Annotated in this window: 13 protein-coding genes; 7 read left to right on the plus strand and 6 right to left on the minus strand. The window is 39.1% G+C overall.

Annotation, left to right across the window (positions count from 1 at the left end; translation table 11 throughout):
* Positions 1-14: 14 nt before the first annotated feature.
* On the plus strand, positions 15-1,439 hold the full coding sequence (locus IM793_RS18860; protein ID WP_132403157.1) for an LptF/LptG family permease: 1,425 nt from the start codon (positions 15-17) through the stop codon (positions 1,437-1,439).
* A gap of 138 nt (positions 1,440-1,577) precedes the next feature.
* Complete coding sequence (locus IM793_RS18865; protein WP_121282076.1) at positions 1,578-2,789, plus strand: bifunctional 3,4-dihydroxy-2-butanone-4-phosphate synthase/GTP cyclohydrolase II; 1,212 nt, start codon at positions 1,578-1,580, stop codon at positions 2,787-2,789.
* Positions 2,790-4,428: 1,639 nt separating this feature from the next.
* On the opposite strand, the gene IM793_RS18870 is transcribed toward IM793_RS18865, so the two are convergent.
* The gene (locus tag IM793_RS18870) at positions 4,429-8,856 is read right to left on the minus strand and encodes a translocation/assembly module TamB domain-containing protein (protein WP_193424054.1); all 4,428 of its coding nucleotides are present in this window, start codon (positions 8,854-8,856) and stop codon (positions 4,429-4,431) included.
* 74 nt (positions 8,857-8,930) lie between these two features.
* Between IM793_RS18870 and tsaD the strand changes: the two genes are divergently transcribed.
* The 3 genes from tsaD (at position 8,931) to IM793_RS18885 (ending at position 12,833) form a co-directional block, all read left to right on the plus strand.
* A complete protein-coding gene (gene tsaD, locus IM793_RS18875) occupies positions 8,931-9,932 on the plus strand; it encodes a tRNA (adenosine(37)-N6)-threonylcarbamoyltransferase complex transferase subunit TsaD (protein WP_193424056.1) in 1,002 nt (333 codons plus the stop codon).
* Between the two features lie 272 nt (positions 9,933-10,204).
* Positions 10,205-10,402, plus strand: a complete 198-nt coding sequence (locus IM793_RS18880) for a hypothetical protein (protein WP_193424058.1) — start codon at positions 10,205-10,207, stop codon at positions 10,400-10,402.
* Positions 10,403-10,478: 76 nt separating this feature from the next.
* Positions 10,479-12,833, plus strand: coding sequence for a TonB-dependent receptor (locus IM793_RS18885; RefSeq protein ID WP_193424060.1), 2,355 nt, complete (start codon positions 10,479-10,481; stop codon positions 12,831-12,833).
* 75 nt (positions 12,834-12,908) lie between these two features.
* Here IM793_RS18885 and recA read toward each other — a convergent pair whose 3' ends face one another.
* From recA to IM793_RS18900, 3 genes are all read right to left on the minus strand, one after another.
* Positions 12,909-13,922, minus strand: a complete 1,014-nt coding sequence (gene recA, locus IM793_RS18890; protein WP_132403300.1) for a recombinase RecA — start codon at positions 13,920-13,922, stop codon at positions 12,909-12,911.
* Positions 13,923-14,055: 133 nt separating this feature from the next.
* A complete protein-coding gene (gene nth, locus IM793_RS18895; RefSeq protein WP_132403171.1) occupies positions 14,056-14,721 on the minus strand; it encodes an endonuclease III in 666 nt (221 codons plus the stop codon).
* Positions 14,722-15,020: 299 nt separating this feature from the next.
* Positions 15,021-15,974, minus strand: coding sequence for a hypothetical protein (locus IM793_RS18900; protein WP_193424062.1), 954 nt, complete (start codon positions 15,972-15,974; stop codon positions 15,021-15,023).
* Positions 15,975-16,178: 204 nt separating this feature from the next.
* Between IM793_RS18900 and IM793_RS18905 the strand changes: the two genes are divergently transcribed.
* Positions 16,179-17,276 (plus strand): acyl-CoA desaturase, encoded by a 1,098-nt coding sequence (locus tag IM793_RS18905; RefSeq protein ID WP_193424064.1) that lies wholly within the window; start codon positions 16,179-16,181, stop codon positions 17,274-17,276.
* Complete coding sequence (locus tag IM793_RS18910; RefSeq protein WP_193424066.1) at positions 17,266-18,327, plus strand: fatty acid desaturase; 1,062 nt, start codon at positions 17,266-17,268, stop codon at positions 18,325-18,327. Before IM793_RS18905 ends, IM793_RS18910 begins: the two co-directional genes overlap by 11 nt.
* A 106-nt stretch (positions 18,328-18,433) precedes the next feature.
* Here the strand turns inward: IM793_RS18910 and IM793_RS18915 are convergent, their stop codons facing one another.
* Both IM793_RS18915 and IM793_RS18920 read right to left on the minus strand, forming a co-directional pair.
* Positions 18,434-19,618, minus strand: coding sequence for an MFS transporter (locus IM793_RS18915; RefSeq protein WP_193424068.1), 1,185 nt, complete (start codon positions 19,616-19,618; stop codon positions 18,434-18,436).
* A 457-nt stretch (positions 19,619-20,075) separates the two neighbouring features.
* A complete protein-coding gene (locus IM793_RS18920; protein ID WP_121282089.1) occupies positions 20,076-20,270 on the minus strand; it encodes a hypothetical protein in 195 nt (64 codons plus the stop codon).
* Positions 20,271-20,296 lie beyond the last annotated feature (26 nt).

The raw sequence follows: 20,296 nt of genomic DNA on the forward strand, positions 1-20,296 counted from the left end.
TTTACCTTTGTAGGGTGAAAAAAATACATCTTCTATTAATAAAAGCATTTGTGAAGCCATTCATAGCAACATTTTTTGTTATGATGTTTATTCTATTGATGTTTTTTCTGTTTAAATGGATTGATGATTTAATTGGAAAGGGTTTCGAATGGTACACCATTCTGGAGCTGATGTATTATGCTTCGGCCGCCAATGTATCCATGGCGCTGCCACTATCGGTATTACTTTCTTCTATCATGACTTTCGGTACACTGGGCGAAAATTATGAGCTGGTGGCCATTAAATCGGCAGGTATTTCTTTGCAGAAAGCCATGCGCCCCCTGTTTGTGGTCATTTTAATGCTCACGGTAGCCTCTTTCTTTTTTGCCAACTACATGCTGCCTAAAGCCAACCTCAAATTTGGCTCGTTGCTGTATGATATCAGGAATAAAAAACTTTCATTTTTAATTAAACCAGGGGTTTTTAATAATGCCATTCCGGGTTATGCCATCCGTGTCGACTCGAAGGAGGAAGACGGTACGCTGCACAATATCATGATTTACGATCACCGTGAAAATAACGGTATCCCGAAAGTAATTCTGGCAAGAGAGGGAAAAATGAATAAAACCGCCGATGGTAAGTTTTTGGTGCTTAACCTTAAAAATGGGGTGCAGTACGAGGAGCAGTCTTCGAAAAACGGCATGTACAACCCCCGGCAGATTTTTACACGGAACCGTTTTAAAGAAACTTCACCGCGTTTCGATATGTCGTCTTTTGATGGCAATACCACCGACCCTAACGCTTTCGGAAACAGTACGCCGATGTTAAACCTGAAAGGGATTGTAAGAAAGCGCGATTCGTTGACGAAACAATTGGATACGATGAAAATGCGTACTATTGCTAACCTCAGCAGTAACTTCAAACAGTTTAATGTGGCCAGAGGTTATACGAAGGTAAAAGCCGCACCGAAAGAAATTGATGATGTAATATTAAAGAGCATTCCTAACGGATCACGGAAACTGGCACTCGATAATGCAAGCAGCACGGTTGCCAATATTATGCAGCACGTACCCAACTGGGGTCCGCGCCAAACCGACTTAACCGGCGAAATTATTTTTACCACAGTAGAATACCAGCGTAAATTTACCCTGGCCGCATCTTGTATCCTGTTATTTTTTATTGGTGCGCCATTGGGCGCCATTATCCGAAAAGGAGGCATGGGTTTACCTGTGGTGGTGGCCATTTGTTTTTTTCTGGTGTACCACATTATTACCACGGTGGCCGAAAAATCAGCACGTGAAGGTAATTTAAACCCTATATTCGGGATGTGGATTGCCGTAATTGTTTTGTCGCCGCTGGCGGCTTTTCTAACCTATAAAGCTACAGTAGATTCGGCCTTATTTGATGTAAATTACTACAAGCAGCTCTTTCTTAAATTGTTTAAAAAGAGGGAAAAATAGGCCTCTTTTCCTTTACTTACAGATGATATTTTAATCCAAATATTGCTCAATAAGGTTGTACATTTGTATGGGTTATTGTTTGTGGTATAAATTGTTTAAATACGTCTCACACACCATTTGCCCCATAATGTTTATAAAATGCAAACAAAATTAAACACAATAGAAGAGGCCATCGCAGATATAAAAGCTGGTAAAGTGATTATTGTTGTAGATGATGAGAATAGAGAGAATGAAGGTGATTTTTTAACGGCAGCCGAAAATGCAACGCCTGAGATCATCAATTTTATGGCTACTTATGGCCGAGGCTTAATCTGTGCACCCTTAACAGAAGAACGTTGTAAAGAGTTAAACCTAAGTCTGATGGTGGGCAAGAATACGGCAGCTTATGAAACCAATTTTACGGTTTCGGTAGATTTGGTTGGTCATGGTTGCACCACAGGTATTTCGGCGAGCGACCGTTCTAAAACGATGCTGGCTTTGGTGAATCCTAAAACTGATCCTGAAGAATTGGGTAGGCCAGGACATATTTTTCCGCTAATAGCCAAAGATGGTGGCGTAATCCGCCGTGCAGGTCATACAGAAGCCGCAGTAGATTTAGCTCGTTTAGCCGGCATGAAACCTGCAGGTTTATTGGTAGAGATTTTAAAAGAAGATGGCGAAATGGCCAGACTTCCTGATTTATTTAAAATTGCCGAACAGCACCAGTTAAAAATTATATCAATCGAAGATTTAATCGCCTACCGTTTAACCATGGATAGCTTGATTAAACAAGAGGTTAGTATCGATTTACCTACCGCCTGGGGCGATTTTAAAATGACAGCCTATACGCAGTTAGATAATAATGCTACACATTTAGCCATTTCTAAAGGCGAATGGGATAGCAACGAACCGATTTTAGCACGTGTACACAGTTCTTGTGTAACGGGCGATATCTTTGGGTCTTGCCGTTGCGATTGCGGTCCGCAGTTGCACAAAGCCTTAGAAATGATCGAGAAAGAAGGTAAAGGTATTGTGGTATACATGAACCAGGAGGGGAGAGGTATCGGACTGATTAATAAATTACGTTCGTACAACTTACAGGATGCTGGTTTTGATACGGTAGAAGCGAATATTAAATTAGGATTTAAAGGCGACGAACGTGATTATGGTGTAGGTGCGCAGATCCTGCGATCGGAAGGGGTGACTAAAATGCGTTTAATGAGTAATAACCCAACCAAAAGAGCCGGTTTAATTGGTTATGGTTTAGAAGTGGTAGAAAATATCCCGATCGAGATTGCAAGTAACGTACATAATGAACGTTATTTAACCACCAAAAGAGATAAAATGGGCCATTCGATTATGAAAGGATAGTCCGGTTTGCGGTTAACAATCTGCAGTTGACAGTTTTGGATTGTGCGAACTGAAAACTGCTAATTGAAAACTTATACAAGACCAACAGTTGAACAGGTGTTCGATTGTTGGTTTTTTTGTTAGTTCAAAATCGAGCGTCATTGCCAGGGCGTTCGTCATCCTGAACTTGTTTCAGGATCTATATTGTGCGTGGTTCTAGTGATTAATTAAAGACCAGAACGCAATAGGCATTAAGATTCCCGCCTGCGCGGGAATGACGACCGCCATAGTCCGAGTTAATTTCTTATTTATGCGTCAATATGAGGTATGCGTCATTCCCAACTTGATTGGAAATCGTAATGCTATAGGGCTGATTAGCTTCGCTGAGCGCTGCATGGTTTCTTTGCTTGCGTTATTACTACGGCGTTCGTCATGCTGATCCGATAGCTATCGAAATTTGTTTTATTAGTTGTATTTATTGTTTTCAATGGTCTAATAGCTAATCGCGGTCAGGATCTTTATTGTTAACACCACAGTCATCAACCGGGTTTTTACCATATAAGAAATATTAGATCATTTAAGTCTTCAGTGTCGATTAATCCCCCTGCAGTTCGTCCTCCTGAACTTGTTTTATTAGTTGCATTGTTTTTTTCAATGGCCTAATAGCTAATCGTGGTCAGTATCTATGTTGAACGGTTGTTATATTAATTCAAGACTACGATGCAATAGGCATTAAGATTCCCGCCTGCGCCTATCGTGTGGACACATCTTTTTTAAGTATTTTTAGGCTTTTTGCTAGCCAACTTTAATAAAGCACGGATTTTAACCAAGGACGCTGTCAATCCCAGGAGCCGGGGAAATCAAAAAAACAGGTGCACAACAGTAAAAATGGCACTAACAAACCTGAAACGCAGTGGTTTTGTGTTCATAACCGATAATTTAATTTTAAAAAAAAATATTGAACACAAAACGAAGTGTCGCTGTTTTTTTGATGTGCATGAGATTGTGTAAAAGGCTCATTGCTGGATTGACAAAGCGCTTTGGGTACTTTGGCGCTCCAAAGTACCATGCCCCGCGGCATAGAGCGATAGAAGAATGTTATAATTAATTGTGTCTACACGATAGGCCTGCGCGGGAATGACGACCGCCATAATCCGAGTTAATTTCTTATTTATGCGTCAATATGAGGTATGCGTCATTCCCAACTTGATTGGGAATCGTAATGCTATAGGGCTGATTAGCTTCGCTGAGCGCTGCATGGTTTCTTTGCTTGCGCTATTCCTACGGCGTTCGTCATGCTGATCCGATAGCTATTGAAATTTGTTTTATTAGTTGCATTTATTGTTTTCAATGGTCTAATAGCTAATCGTGGTCAGGATCTTTATTGTTAACACCACAGCCATCAACCGGGTTTTTTACCATATAAGAAATATTAGATCATTTAAGTCTTCAGTGCAGATTAATCCCCCTGTAGTTCGTCCTCCTGAACTTGTTTCAGGATCTATTAGATATTTAGCCTGTGGCCTATTGAGAAGATTGCTTCCCTAAAATCGAGGCATGCTGTCGTACGTCCTCGCCCATAGGGAGTGAGGGGAATTGACGCCCTCGCCCGTACCAATGAACTATTAACCATTGAACAAATGAACCAACGGACCGATCTCTACCTCCTTTGGTTCCCTTTACTCTGGTTGATAATCGCGTCTTTGTTAAAAGATTTATTTGTTTTAACCGGTGCCTGGCTCTTTCTTTTCAGGTTTCGGCGGTAAGCACCAGAAATTTTCTGAACAAACTCTTTAAAAGTATCAAACTGCTGGGTATACACCAGGCCGAAAGACGTAACGTTTGCAGTTGAACTAATTCCGCTGTTTAAGAATATACTCTGTTGGGTGGGTGGTTTATTTGCCGCTTTCACTGTTAAGCTTCCGTCTTTTTTAATCAGGAACAATGCCTCAACCTCTCTACCCACATTATCTTTAGAGAAATCGATCACAGTAAAATCGTTCGCACTGTTTCGGTCTACAATACCTGCATTAATAATTAAACGATCGTTAAAGAACTTAAACGATGCATTGGCCTCGCTTAAGGAACGTACGTTTAAATCGACAAAATTTAAGTTTAACGAAGAAAGTACGTTGTTAAACTGGTTAAAAACCAATTCGGTAGCCGTACTGGTAGCGGTTGAGCTCAACTGGTTGCCAATCGACTGCCCACCATTTCCGGGAGCGAAACTTCTTCTGATAATTAAACTGAACGCCTGAAGGTTCAGGTTGTTCTGATCGCTCAGATAGGTTTGCAGTTCTTCTTTGATTGAAGGTTGTGCAGGGAAATTGATATCGAGCTTAATATCCGGTTGTAACAGTAAGCCCGTTAAGCCCATTTCTACCTCGGTATTCACCCTTTGGTTGGCATTACTGCTGGCGTCGCGGTTTGCTGCCTTATAAAGGTCGTTCAAACTTGCCCTTAAAGCATATACAGCTTTTAAGTTAATCTGCGCGGCAGTAGGGTTGCCCGTCCAGCGGATGGTTCCACCTTGCCTGATGTCGAATTTTTTGTTGATTACCTCCTGGGCCGTAAAATCGAAACTTCCGGTCTCAATAATATAATCGCCAGACATTTCGAAATCACCAACACTATTGATGTTTAAGGCCAGCTCGGCATTACCCTTTCCACTTAAATTGCCGAGGGTGGTATATATGTTCGCCGTGGTATTCGGATCGATGGTTAATTTGAAACTTAAGGTTAAACCATCAAAGTTTGTTCTTTTCTTAACCAGCACAGTCGAATCGCGGCTCACGAAATTGATGAAATCTTTATCCGATATGGTTTCAGAACTGTTTAGCGGCAGGTTAAATACAGTTCCTTTTTCCGTTTTCGCCTTAATATCGATCTTCATTTTGTTGGTTGGGCCTGTAAACGTAAATACACCTGTGCCATATGCGCGGCCATAGTAGATGGAATTGTCTTTCGAGGTAGTGTTTAAGGCCATTAAACTGTTGGCATTCACTTTTACATTCAGTGTTGGGTAGTTAATATCGTTTAAATCTACAGTGCCGTTTGCTGTAGCTTCGTGGCCTTCCAGATCGCTTAAGGTGAAGTTGTCCAGTTTAATCACACTATTATTTACCTCTACTTTATCGGTAATTACATAGGTGGTTTTAAGGTAGTTTACCATCAGCTGGCCCTTATCTAACGATAAGTTACCATTAATTTCTGGCTTGTCTAATTTGCCTTTCACCGTTAAATCGGCTGATATATTTCCTTTTAAATTGGATACCAGTTGTTTAACAAAAGGCTCAATTACAGTGAGCTTACTGTCATCCATTTTTACGCTGAGGTCGATTTCTTTTTCTTTCAGATCAATATTTCCAGTCAGCTTAAAATTCTCTGAATTGTCGGCTACAATGCGGGTAAATACATTAAGCTTTTTGCTTTCATTGCTGTATGATGAGGTATCGGTTAAGGTACCGATATAGATATCGTTAAAGTTTAACGAATCGATCTTTAAGTCGTCTGTTACCCTAAGTGTTTTTAATACGCCATACAAATCAGTCTTCCCGTTAAGATTTCCACCCAATTTAACACCAAAACCTTTGGTAAAAGGGTTCAGGGTTTTTAAGCTAAAATCTTTAAAGCCCACACTGATTAAATCTTTAGGATCTTCTGAAATTAATCCATCAATCACAACCTGTTGCTTTCCGTTGGTTAAATCGAAATTACTGATCTCTGTTTTACCATTGTTGAGCACGATCCGTACTTTTTCCTGGATGCGCCATTCTTCGTTATTGATTTTTAAGATAGAAGGTAATACGCTTAACCTTGCCGTTGTATCCTGGTTTTTGGTGAACTCTACCAATCCGTTTAAATCGAGCTGATTGTCTTCTTCAGCGTTCGACATTTTTACGTTGAAGGCCAGACTGTCGTTCCGCAGGATGTTCGAAACGTTTACATCTTTAATAAATAAGCTGTCGTTAATCTGCACCCGATCAGAGGTTACAATCAGTTGAAGTTGTTGTGTGGTGGTATTTTCATCGAGGATGATGTTGTTTACCACAATACCGCTGTATTTTAGTTTCTTCACAAAACCGTTCAGCGTTGCGGTATTGTTGCGCGAATCGAAATCTCCGGTTAATGTAGCGCCCTCTTCTAATTCCAGTCCTGGTGCAAATATCTGCGCCAGCGGTTCGAACTTTTTAACCTTCAGGTTAAACTGAAAAATCTGGTTTTTGTATTTTATAATATCGGCCTTTAACGAAGGAATATACGTTTTGGCGATGGCTTTGTAATAAGAAACAATAGAATTGAGATCATATTCGCCTTTAATACTGGCATCTAAAATATCCGACCGGATATCCAGTACGCGACTTGCGCCCGTGCCATTGGCTGTTAACTGTACCGAATCTACGCTATAAGTGCCTTTTGGGTTTTGCATCCTGATCTCTTCGATCAATAACTTACCCGATATGTTATTCAGGTTGGTGCCCGAAAAATTAGTGGTAAATTTTGCATCCACCATCAACGAATCTTTCAACAGTTTTAAGGATTTTAAACGTGCCTTGGAAATGGTTGCATTAAAATTGAATACCGGCAGTTTAGGGTTCAGGTTAACACCTCCATCAAATACCAGTTTAATGTTCCGGTCGTTAATGCTCAGCTTGCCATCAAAATATTTTTTATCAAAAGTACCATCAATCTTTACGTTATGGTACCTGTATTTGTTAAAGTCGATATAATCTACATCGCCATTTATTTTTTCGGTTAAATCTTTTAATTCTGTTCCGCGGCCTTTCACATATAAAGAAGAGCTGATCCGGCCAAGGCTCTTTTCACCTAGCAGATCGCCGATGTTAAAATCGTAGGTTTTTACGTTTCCGGTGTAAGATGGGACATCCTTTTTATCGATTTTCATGTTCACATCCGAAACGATGCGACCCAGTTTGGTTTTAAATTCGCCATAGGCAATAAAATCGTTCTGAAAACCCGTAAAACTTCCGTTGAAATTGATGTTACCGAATTTGTTTACAATTGCCGGAACAATTTTCTTTTTGCTGTTGGTAATGCCCCCCAGCACTTCATCAAGATCGGTCTTGTTTGTTCCTGCCATCTCGATGTTCAGGTCCATAAAAGTTTCTTTCCATTTCGGAAGCCCCTTTAAAATAAAATCACCTTTAATGTGTGTGGCCTTTCCGGTTCTTAACGATAATTTTTTGGCTTTAAGGTTATTCACTAAACCCGTAATCTGACCATCAACATCGAGGTCGAGTTTCATGGTATTCATTTCAGGGGCGAAAAATGCAACATCTTTCGAGGTGATATGGCTATCTTTAAAAATAGCCTTCATCCGCACATTATCTATGTAGTGGTTAAAATCTTTATAGCTTTTAAACCGCATTTGGTAGTAATTGGTTAAACGGCTCTGATTGGTTTCGAGCAGCAGGTTTTTCAGCTCTATCGCATTACTGTCTATCGTAGTTTGGGCCGTTAAGTTTTTCAGGTAAAATCCGCTGCGCTCTTTAAAAGTCAGGTTTTTAATATTGGTTTTAAGCAAATGATTCTTGGTATCCAGTCCTTCAAAAATTCCACTCAGCTGTTTAACGTTTACGTTATCGAAGTTTACACTTTTACCCTGCGTGGTATCTTTTGCCCTGTAGTTAATGTACCTGAAGGCAAACTTATTTAAAATAAGGCGGCCCAGATTTACATCAAAAGGCTTGCTTTTCTTTTTCTTTACCTTGGGTTTACCAGAATCGAAGTAGTTAATGATAAAATCGAGATTAGAAGACTTATCTTTGAAATCCTTTAGGAAAAACTGGCCATCGTTAATTTGAACGGTACTGATATCAATAATCTTTTTATCAATGGATAATTTAGTGATATCGACCATAAATTGTGGCGTGCTCAATAAAGTATCTTTTTGTAAATCTAAAACCAATAAATCTTCGAGTACAATAGATTTAAAAGGCTTGATATAAAGACTCTTGATTGATATGGTGGTTTTAAGCTCTTTAGATAAATATGCGGCAGCTCTCTGCGCAAAATAAGTTTGAACAGGCTTAAATTGTAGCGAAAAAACAAGAAGCGCAGCCAGCAAGATTATAGATGCGATTACCCAAAGGAGTATTTTAAATAGTTTTTTAATAATTTTGCAGCTTAAATATTAATAATTTGTCTGTTATACTTGCTATTGAGTCTTCTTGCGATGATACATCCGTTGCTATTTGTAACAACGGCAAAATTACTGCCAATGTTATTGCAAACCAAACAATTCATCAAAATTATGGTGGTGTTATACCTGAATTAGCTTCAAGGGTACATCAACAAAATATTGTGCCTGCCGTGCAACAAGCTTTAATTAACGCTAAAGTTACAAAACAGGACATTAATGCGGTAGCTTTTACACGAGGCCCAGGTCTTTTAGGATCTTTATTGGTCGGTGTTTCTTTCGCAAAATCTTTTGCATTAGCTTTAAATATACCTTTAATTTCTGTCAATCATATGCATGCGCATATTTTAGCGCATTTTATTGATGATCCAAAGCCGGTTTTCCCTTTTATCTGTTTAACCGTTTCGGGTGGACACACACAAATCGTGCTGGTAAAAGATTACTTTGATATGGAAATTGTGGGCGAAACATTGGATGATGCTGCTGGTGAAGCTTTTGATAAAACGGCTAAGTTACTGGCCTTGCCTTATCCTGGCGGACCACTGATTGATAAACATGCACAGCATGGAAATCCTTTGGCGTTTAAATTTGCAGAACCCCAAATCTCCGACCTGAATTTTAGTTTTAGTGGTTTTAAAACTTCTATTCTGTATTTTATCAGGAAGCAGGAAAAAGAGAACCCTAACTTTATTGCCGAAAATTTAGATGATATTTGTGCATCGGTTCAGCATAGCATTGTGCAAATTTTGCTGAACAAATTAAAGAAAGCGGCAAAACAATACGGAATTAAAGAAATTGCTATTGCAGGTGGTGTTTCGGCAAACTCTGGTTTAAGAAATGGCCTGCAACAAACAGCCGGTGAATTGGGCTGGAACATCTACATACCGGCGTTTCAGTATTGCACTGATAATGCAGGCATGATTGCCATTGCAGGGTACCAAAAGTACCTGAAACAGGATTTTGTAGGGCAGGATGTTTCGCCAATGGCGCGGATGGAGTTTTAATGCTGGTTCATTGGTCATTGGTTCATTAGTCATTTGTTCAATTGTTTGATTGTTGAATTGTTCATTGCGATATTGCAAAGTGTAAATTGCAAACTGTTAACTGGACATGGTTAATTGTTTAAATCGGTTAATAGACGCTGAACGCCCAACTCCAGGCGCAAGGCCTGTTCATTAACGCAATGTACCTCCGTGTTTCTGTGCTTCCGTGGCAAAAAACTGTAACCGCCAATTGAAAACTGGCAACAAGAATTGTTTAAATTGAATTTATATATATGACTGGAGCATCGTTAATATTTTGGATTGTTTGTGCGATACCGCTAATCGGTATTTTATATTGGTTAATCAGGAATGACAAAAACAAACTAAAAGGAAGCTGGGGCGTGATTATTTTAGGTGCTCTGATTATTGCCGCACTTTTGGTAATTGTTTATGTAACCAAAGATTTCGACACAGTTTTCAGCCAGAATTAATTAAGGTGTTCTAATTCTTATTTAGACCTATTCTTATTAGTGTATATTTTCTATCTTTGCCGAAAGTTAAAGATAGATGAAAAAAACTATACTAATCGTTACCATATTGATATGTAATCTCCTTTTGGGGCATGCCCAAAACGTGAAGATCGAAGGACATATAAAGGATCAAAGAAGTGAGGTTCCATACTCCACCATTTCTTTACCAGGTCAGAAAATCCAGGCAGATAGCAAAGGTTATTATACATTATATATCAAAAGCGGTGTTCCGTTTAATATTCAGGTAAACGCTGTTGGATATAAGTCATTTACGCAGCAAATTGCGGGTGTAAAGGCCGATACAATTATTAATTTTGTATTGGAACCAGTAGCCAATACGCTGGATGATGTGTTAATTTCTACTTCGAGAAAGCCTGAAAACATTAAAAATATTACCTCTTCAGTTAGTATTGTAAATAAGAAAAAACTGGAGAAAGAGATGGCTATCACACCAGATTTAAGTACTATACTGGCCAATCAGGTGCCTGGTTTTGCGCCTACAGCACAAACCGGGAATAATGTAGGGCAAAACTTAAGGGGCCGCCCAATGCTGGTGATGATAGATGGTGTTTCGCAATCTTCGCCATTAAGAAATGCAGAAGTAGATTTAAGGTCGATTGACCCTTCAGTACTTGAGCGTATAGAAGTGGTGAAAGGGGCCACTGCCATTTATGGTAATGGTGCTGCCGGAGGTTTAGTGAATTACATCACCATGGTTCCGGATACTGCAGCAAGATTTGGCGGTAAAACCCAGTTCAATTTAAACGGATCGCTGGTTAAAGTTAAAAACTCTGAAGGGGGTAGGATTAACCAAATGTTCTATGGAAAACTGGGTAAATTTGATTACGTGTTAAGTGGAATGTATGAGCAAACCGGCGAATATAAAGATGCAAAGGGCGATGTGGTAGGGCCAAACTACAGTTTAGGTGAAACCGATAGTTATAATGCTTTTGCCAAGTTAGGTTACGTACCGGCAAAAAATCAACGTATTCAGCTTACCTACAATACATACAGCAGTTTGCAGAACAGTAATTTTACTTTGGTAAACGGTAATCTGGCAACTGGTCAGAAAGCAACCGGTGTTTTAGGAAAACCGCTTGGTATCCCAACCGGGGTTGATTATAACCACAATTTAAATCTATCGTACAAGATTGACAGTACTTTTCTTAATTCGAGTTTGAACGCGGATGTTTATTACGAAACCCGTAAAGATGTTTTTTATGTTTCTTTAGGTCGCTTTGATGGGGGCGATGGACAATCGCTCGCCAAAAATGATAAAAAAGGAGCGCGTTTGTTTTTGGAAACACCAATATTGAACCTCGACTTTTTGAACATGAATCTGGCTTATGGTGCAGATTTCATGAAAGATAAAACCGCACAGCCGCTGGTTGATGGGAGGGTATGGGTACCAACAATGGATATGACCAATATTGCACCTTTTGCGCAGGCAGATTTTAATATCTTAAGTAAGCTTGTGTTTAAAACTGGTTTGCGCTATGAAAATGTAAATATAGCAGTTGATGATTACCGGACTTTGAGAACTACGGGAGCAAACAATGCTACCATTACGCCATCTTTTGATGTAACCGGAGGTGATTTAAAATACAGCACTTATCTTTTTAATGCGGGTTTAAGGTATAATCAATTTAACGTTTTTAGTCCTTTTGTAAGTTTCTCTCAGGGTTTTTCCGTAATGGATATTGGGCTGGCATTACGTGATGCCAAAGTAAACAGCATTGATAAGATCAATACGGATGCGGTAAAGGTTAATAATTATGAGGCTGGCTTTGAGAGTAAAATTGCCGGATTAACATTTTCTGCGTCGGGTTATATCAGTACGTCTAAGTTAGGCATTGAAGTGGTTTATGACCCTGCTACAGGTTTATTTAATACCGCCAGGAACCCTGAAAAAATTTATGGTTTTGAATTGGCGGCCGATTACCATTTGTTTGATCAGCTGGGTTTAGCTGCAAGTTACAGTTATACAGAAGGCAAGCGTGATATCGATAAAAATGGAAAGTTTAACGATGCTGGCGACTTGTATCTCAATGGACGCCGTATTTCGGCGCCAAAAGTTACTGCTTCAGTAACCTATAGTCCATTAAAGGTGTTGGATTTAACACTAAACTATACCGGTATCAACTCGCGCAACAGGTTTGAGAAAAATGCGAACGGCATATATAATGGAAATGAGGGTGCGGTAAAAGCGTATCATTTATTCAGCTTTGCAGGAATTTATCAGGTGAAGAAGAACACGAAACTTACCTTAGGTGTAGACAATATATTTAACCAGGATTATTTCCCGGCAAGGGCACAATGGTTTATGCAACCGGGCTTTTATTCAAAAGGGAGGGGTACTTCGGTAAACTTTGGTATCTCGGTAAGTTATTAACCAGATCTAAAATAGAAAAAGCGTCCCGATTTTTACATCGGGACGCTTTTTTTGTAAATGAATATGTCGTAATTTCTATTTCTCAGCCAATTTTTCGCCTGTTACTTCGGCTTTAATTTTAATTTCCAGCTCTTCTGCAAGTTCAGGGTTGTCGCTTAACAATTGTTTTACAGCATCTCTACCCTGACCAAGTTTAGTGTCTCCGTAAGAGTACCAGGATCCTGCCTTTTTAATGATGCCAAAGTCAACACCTAAATCAACAATTTCTCCGTTTTTAGAAATACCTTCACCAAACATTACATCAAATTCTGCGATACGGAAAGGTGGAGCCACTTTATTTTTAACGATTTTTACTTTAACGCGGTTACCAGAAACTTCGTCTGAATCTTTGATTTGTGAAATACGACGGATATCTAAACGTACCGATGCATAAAATTTCAATGCATTACCACCGGTTGTGGTTTCAGGGTTACCGAACATTACACCAATTTTATCACGTAACTGGTTAATGAAAATACAGCAACATCCGGTTTTAGAAATTGTTCCGGTTAATTTACGCAAGGCCTGACTCATTAAACGGGCGTGTAAACCCATTTTACTGTCACCCATTTCGCCTTCAATTTCACTTTTTGGAACCAAAGCTGCAACAGAGTCAATTACAATTACATCAATAGCGCCCGAACGGATTAAGTTATCGGCAATTTCTAGTGCCTGCTCACCATTATCTGGTTGAGAGATTAAAAGGTTATCCGTATCTACGCCTAGTTTCTTTGCATAGAACTGATCGAAAGCATGCTCTGCATCGATAAAAGCAGCAATACCACCTTTTTTCTGTGCTTCGGCAATAATGTGTGTAGCTAAAGTTGTTTTACCAGAAGATTCTGGTCCGTAAATTTCAATTACACGGCCTTTTGGAATTCCGCCAATACCTAGAGCAATATCTAAACTGATTGATCCGGTAGAAATAAAATCTATTGGTTCAATGGCAGTATCGCCAAGTTTCATAATGGTACCTTTACCGTATGATTTCTCTAACTTATCTAAAGTAAGTTGTAGGGCTTTTAATTTATCTGGATTTGCAGTGCTCATTTCTTTTTTCATTGATTGCGTAAATATAATTGATTATCGGCTAATATGCTTAAATGTTGATATTTATAATACTAAAATATTTAGCTAAGTTAAATGTTTTCTGACTAATGTCAATAGTAAAGTGAAAATATTTTTAAGCTTTTAATTTGTCTCTTTCGTTTTGGGCGGTTAAACGTTCGAAGTACCTGCACATGTAGGTAATTTCACAAACATCACATTTGGGATTTCTGGCTACGCAAACGTAACGTCCGTGCAAAATGAGCCAGTGATGTGCAATATGAATATCGTGTTCGGGAAGGTTTTTTACTAAATCCTTTTCAACTGCCAATGGTGTTTTACCATTGGTTAATCCCAAACGGTTGGCTACACGGAAAACGTGGGTATCAACCGCCATGGCCGGTGCATTGTAAATTACTGAGGCAATTACATTGGCGGTTTTGCGGCCCACGCCAGGCATTTTCTGTAAATCGTCAATCCCTGAAGGCACTACATCGTTAAATTCATTAACCAGAATATTAGCCATGCCCACCAGGTGTTTTGCTTTATTGTTGGGGTAACTGATGCTTCTGATGTAATCGAAAACGATATCGGGTGTAGCTTCAGCCAAAGCCCTGGCATTGGGAAAGCGCTGAAAAAGTGCAGGGGTTACCATATTCACCCTCTTGTCGGTACATTGTGCAGACAGAATTACCGCAACTAAAAGCTGGTAAGGATTATTATAATGTAACTCGGTTTCTGCATCAGGCTGCTTGGCCGAAAAATGTTCTACAAAAAGTTTGTAGCGTTCTTTTTTAAGCATGTGCAAATATAGGTTAAAGATGGAAAATGTAATGTGCTAAATAGATATGGAAGAGGTAGGATGGAAGATGGAAGAGGTAGGATGGAAGATGGAAGAGGTGGGTTGATGACAGGTATACAACGGCCGTCATTTCTCCATTTCGCTGCGCTTCAGTCGAAATGACGGCGATTTTTTAAATCTGTTATTGATAGCGTATTCAAAGGATCTTTACCCGGAGAATCGGTAACTGTCGTCAAAGGCCAGATTCGAAACGCAAGACTGATCAATCGACTCAAGGTTAAGGACTTCAAACTAAAGGGCTAACCCATCTCCCTCAGCAACTTGTCGCATTCGGCAAAGGCATTATACAGATATTTATTGCGGTGTTTTTCTCCCTGGCCGCTAAAAGAAACTGATTTCATAATCAGCCCCTGCATCCATTGTTTGGTTTGCTTGCAGTAAGACTGGTCTTCGGTTTTTAAATAATTAAAAGTATTAAACCTATTGTAACAGGTCATACGGTCTTTAAAATCAACCAGGTATGCAATGCTCCCCAGCACATCACAACTATACCAATTAAAGGTATGGTCGGGGTCGATGGTTTTTTTGCTGCTAATGGCATACATATTCATATCGGTTAGGCAATATCTTACCTGTTCTACAATTTTTACAGCCAGTTCATTATCAGTAAGATGGCCAGCTTCGAATGCATACCTGATCTGTTCGAGTGTGCCGGTTACCGTATCTTTTGACCATATTTCTGTGCTTGGTATTTCCAGGTAGGCAGCGTGCAGCTCCTGCGAAATTTTAATAATTTCGTCGGATATATAGGACGAACTAAAAGGTATTCCAATGTTGTTGGTGCTATTTGCCCAAAAGAAAAGTTTAAAGCTGGTGAGTTCCGGGTACTTGAAAAAATGAAATAAAGGAATATCATCAGTGGTGATGGTAATATGTTTTTTATTGCTGTTTTTAATGGCTTTTATATTGTCCAATAAATTCTGGAGATAGCCAATCATATCTAAATCTTCATTTACACTTAAATAGCTAAACGTAACAGATAGCGATTGTTTCGGGTTGTAAAGAAATGGGACATCAAAGCAATCAGAAAGCTTAATGATTTGCTGAAAAGTAAGGTTGCTGTCGCCCCTGATTTTCTTATAGGCCTCATTGGTGCTTATCCCTAACTCTTCTGCTACACTCAATGCCAGGTTCTGGTATTCGGGCAATACAGCTTTGATGGCTTGAAAAAATAGTGCTTGCTGATTATCCATAAAGATTAATTTTTTAATTGAATATACTGTTTTTTAATAATCAAATGGATTATTGCAAAAGATTAAATTGCAAAATATAATTTATAAACTTTATATGTGTTGTTTATTTTCCTTAAACAATAATTATTGATGTTGTTGTAATCTTTAAGATTTATTGCAGTTTGTATTATGCTTTAGATTTGGTTAAAATTAAAACGCACTGTTATGAACAAATTAAAATTTATAAAAGATGAAGGCTCCGAATTCTATAAAGAATTGAATGAGCAGATCGAACAGTATTTTATTGATAAGGGGCTACAGAAAACCGGGAACACAAAAATGTTTTTCAAGATTTTCCTTTACTTCGGTTTGGACATCCTGTTTTATACCTTAATGATTACCAGTCATTCGGTATTTGCATTTTATGCTTTTTACCTGCTGATGGGACTTTCTGTTTTGTTAACTGCTTTTAATGTTTCGCATGATGCGGCCCATGGTGTAGCAGTAAAGAGTAAATTCTGGAACCGGATACTGTTTTCGCTGAGTTTTAACCTACAAGGGAACAACGCCTATGTATGGGGCAAAAACCATAACGAATCGCACCATTTATATACCAATATAGAAGGCAGTGATATCGATGTGCTGAATAATCCATTATTCAGGATGACTGAATCTCAGCCTTTGTTATGGTTCCATCGGTATCAGTTTATTTATGCACCGTTTCTTTACCTGTTCTATTCCATTAACTGGTTCTTTTTCAGGGAAATATTGATGCTGTTCAATTTATCGAGCCGCACCATTAAAGTGGAGATTCCCCGAACTGAAGCTGTAAAGCTGGTGATATATAAACTCTTATATATCGGTTATATGATCGTTTTGCCTGTTTATCTGTTGTCTTTCAGCTGGCAAACGGTTTTACTTGCTTTTTTGTTAAATCATTTTATCATATCCCTGTTGTTTGTATCGGTGTTAGGTGTCGCACACTTGTCAGATTATGTATCGCACCCGGTGCCTGATCAGGATCATAAATTGAATATGAGTTGGCCAAAGCTGCAGTTGCTTACCTCAATAGATTATCATGCAGAAAGCAAGTTTTTAAACTGGACACTTGGCGGCTTTAATGCACATGCGGTACACCACCTGCTCCCTAATGTATGCCATGTACACTACGTTGAGATTATTCCAATTTTTAAAGCGCTGGCTAAAAAACACAGGCTTACTTATATGGAAATGTCTTATGGCGAATCGCTGGCCTCTCATTTCAGGTTTTTGAAAATGATGGGTAAAAGTGAAAACTTAATCCCGATGCGATATGAAGGATAAACATATTCATGTGGCGGCTGATAGTCAGTTGCTAAAAGCGATATACAAACGCGTTAGCGAAGAAGTGGTAGCTGATAAATCTGCATTTATGCGGATCATCGTACTTAAATTCGTGGTGTATTTCTTGCTCACCTTGTTGACCTATTTAGCTTTGTACCATATCGCTAACCCGATTGGTTTTGTGGGCTGTTTTGTGATCTATGGTTTTATCTCGCTGCTCTTTGCTTTTAACTTTTCACACGACTTTTCGCACAATACCATCTTTAAAAACAAGCGACTTAACCACATTTGCTTTGTAGCTATTTATACATTGGTTGGGGCGCATGCTGAGGCTTGGAAACTGCGCCATGTTAATTCTCATCATTATGCGCCAAATGTAGAGGATTACGATTCTGACCTTAAAATATCGAAATTGATCCGCGTGGTGCCGGGTAGCAAACATTATTGGTTTCATGCGTACCAACACCTGTATGCACCATTAGCTTATACAACCTATTCGCTGTTCTGGATTTTTATTAAAGATTTTGTGATTCTATTTAGTGACGATGGTTATGGCGCTAAAAAGAACATGAGGTATTACCTGTCGTTTGTGTTCCAAAAATTTATCTATATCAGTTTGTTGCTTGTATTGCCTATGATATTTGCAATCCAGCCCTGGTATGTGGTGCTAACTGGTTTTTTAATGATGCATTTAAGTCAGTCGTTATTCTTGTTGTTTACCTTTTTTATGACCCACCATGTAGAGGAAACACAATATCCGAAAGCTGATGCGCGGGGTTATATTAATGCCTCCTGGTTAATGAACCAGATCAGGAGTTCAAACGACATGCATCCATTCAGTAAAACGGCAAACTTTATTTTAGGCGGTTTTAATAACCATATTGCCCATCATTTATTTCCGCACTATCATCATGTGTATTATCCGCAGATCAGTAAAATATTGTACGAAATGTTAAACGAAAGTGGCATAACGCCTAATTGCACCAGTTATTTTGGGGGAATAAAATCTCATTTAAAGCTGTTGAAGAGAATGGGGGAGGCAGCGTTTTGAATGAGTGAAATTAATTGAGTTTTGAATGAGAGAATGACTTGTATTTTCTTATCCACTCATTCAATCATTCAGTCAATCACTCATTCTGTAATCCTCTCATTCAAAATTAATGAAAAGAAGTAACTGGTACTTTAACCTTTTCAGTTACACCTTGATTGCTCTTAATCAGCCAGAAGGCAAAAAACGCACCAACCAAAGCCATCGCAGCACCAACATAGGCTGGCGAGGTATAATCGTAGCCATACACTAACGGAAGTCCGCCAAAGAATGCGCCTAAAGCATTACCAATATTAAAACTTGCCTGACTTGCCGAAGCTGCCAGCATTTCGGAGCCTTTGGCACTCTGGATCATCAACATCTGTATAGGGGCCGCCAATGAAAAAGCGACCGCACCGGTAATAAAAGTCATGATTAAGGCCAGCGGCTGACTTGCAGACACAAAGTGCACAATGGTTAGGGTTACCACCATGGTAAGCAGCAATGCTGCTGATGCTTTTGCCGGGGAAAATTTATCTGCCAAACGTCCGCCAATGTAATTGCCGAACATCATGCCTAAACCCGCCAGCATTAATATATAAGTTACAGCATTGGACGAAAAGCCTGCAACATCTGTCATTAACGGAGCGATATAACTGTACCAGGTAAATAACCCGCCTGTTCCGATAGAGATCATGAAAATGATGATCCATGCTTCTCTTTTTTTGAAGAAACTTAATTCGGCTTTTAAATCGCGGTTTTTTGTCGCTTCTAAAGCGGGTAACCATAATTTTAAACTTAATAAGGTTACCAAACCTACAAATACCACCACGGCAAAAGATATGCGCCAGGAGAAATTGTGTCCAATATAGGTGCCCAATGGTACGCCTACAATATTGGCAATGGTTAAACCCATAAACATTAACGATACGGCTTGTGCGGCTTTCCCTTTCTCTGCAATTCTGCTGGCTACTACTGAGCCTACACCGAAAAATGCACCGTGAGGTAAACCCGAAAGCAACCTGGCGATAAATAAAGTATTAAAAGTTGGGGCAAAAGCAGAGAAAGCGTTAAAAACGGTAAACATAACCATCAAAGCGATCAATATCTTTTTTGGTGGATATTTGCCTGCAATCATAATTAATAAAGGTGCACCGATTACTACGCCCAATGCATAAGCGGAGATTAAATGCCCGGCCTGTGGAATGGTTACTGCTAAATCTTTTGAAATATCAGGCAGCAGGCCCATCATTACAAATTCAGTGATCCCAATGCCTAAACCACCTAAAGTGAGTGGAAGTAAGTTCTTGTTCATAGCGCCCTTAGTGTTAAAATTACACTATGCAAAGGTATGGCTTTTTATGGAAGGAGATTGTAAAAATTAGGACATTTATAGGAGGATGGAAGATGTGGGATGGAGGATGGTTGATAGACGATAGTTCATTGCTAGATTGCTTCATGGTTGAATTGTTTATGGCTTATAGTCAGATGGTTCATGGTTGATAGGCGATAGTTCATTGCCAGATTGTTTCTTTGAATTGTTCAGGGCTTATAGTCAGATGGTTCATGGTTGATAGCCAAATAGTTTATGCTCCATCGCTTATTCCGTTCGCCAATGAACTATTAACCCATAACCTAGCAAGTTTGCAATAACAAATGAACCAATGGCTAGTGAACCAATGAACGATCACCCATCTTACCTCTTCCATTTTCCATACACAAAAAAAAGGTTGCCCCACCCTGTGGAACAACCTTTTTAACCAGTGTAAATTTTATAAAGACCTGCTGTAAGCTAAAATCTTGCTGATGGTTTCATCTTTAGGATCTTTAGCCAGTCTATCTAACTTACCTTTTATTTGATCATAAAATAAGTCGATTTCTGCGTCCGATTCAATATCAGTTCTAGGCTGAAACATATTGGGTGTAGGTGAATTTACATTGTTTTGTGAGGTAGAGGTTTTTGTCATAAGCAACTAAATGTGATAAGTTTTAT

This window comes from Pedobacter sp. MR2016-19, assembly GCF_014947265.1.
GTDB lineage: Bacteria > Bacteroidota > Bacteroidia > Sphingobacteriales > Sphingobacteriaceae > Pedobacter.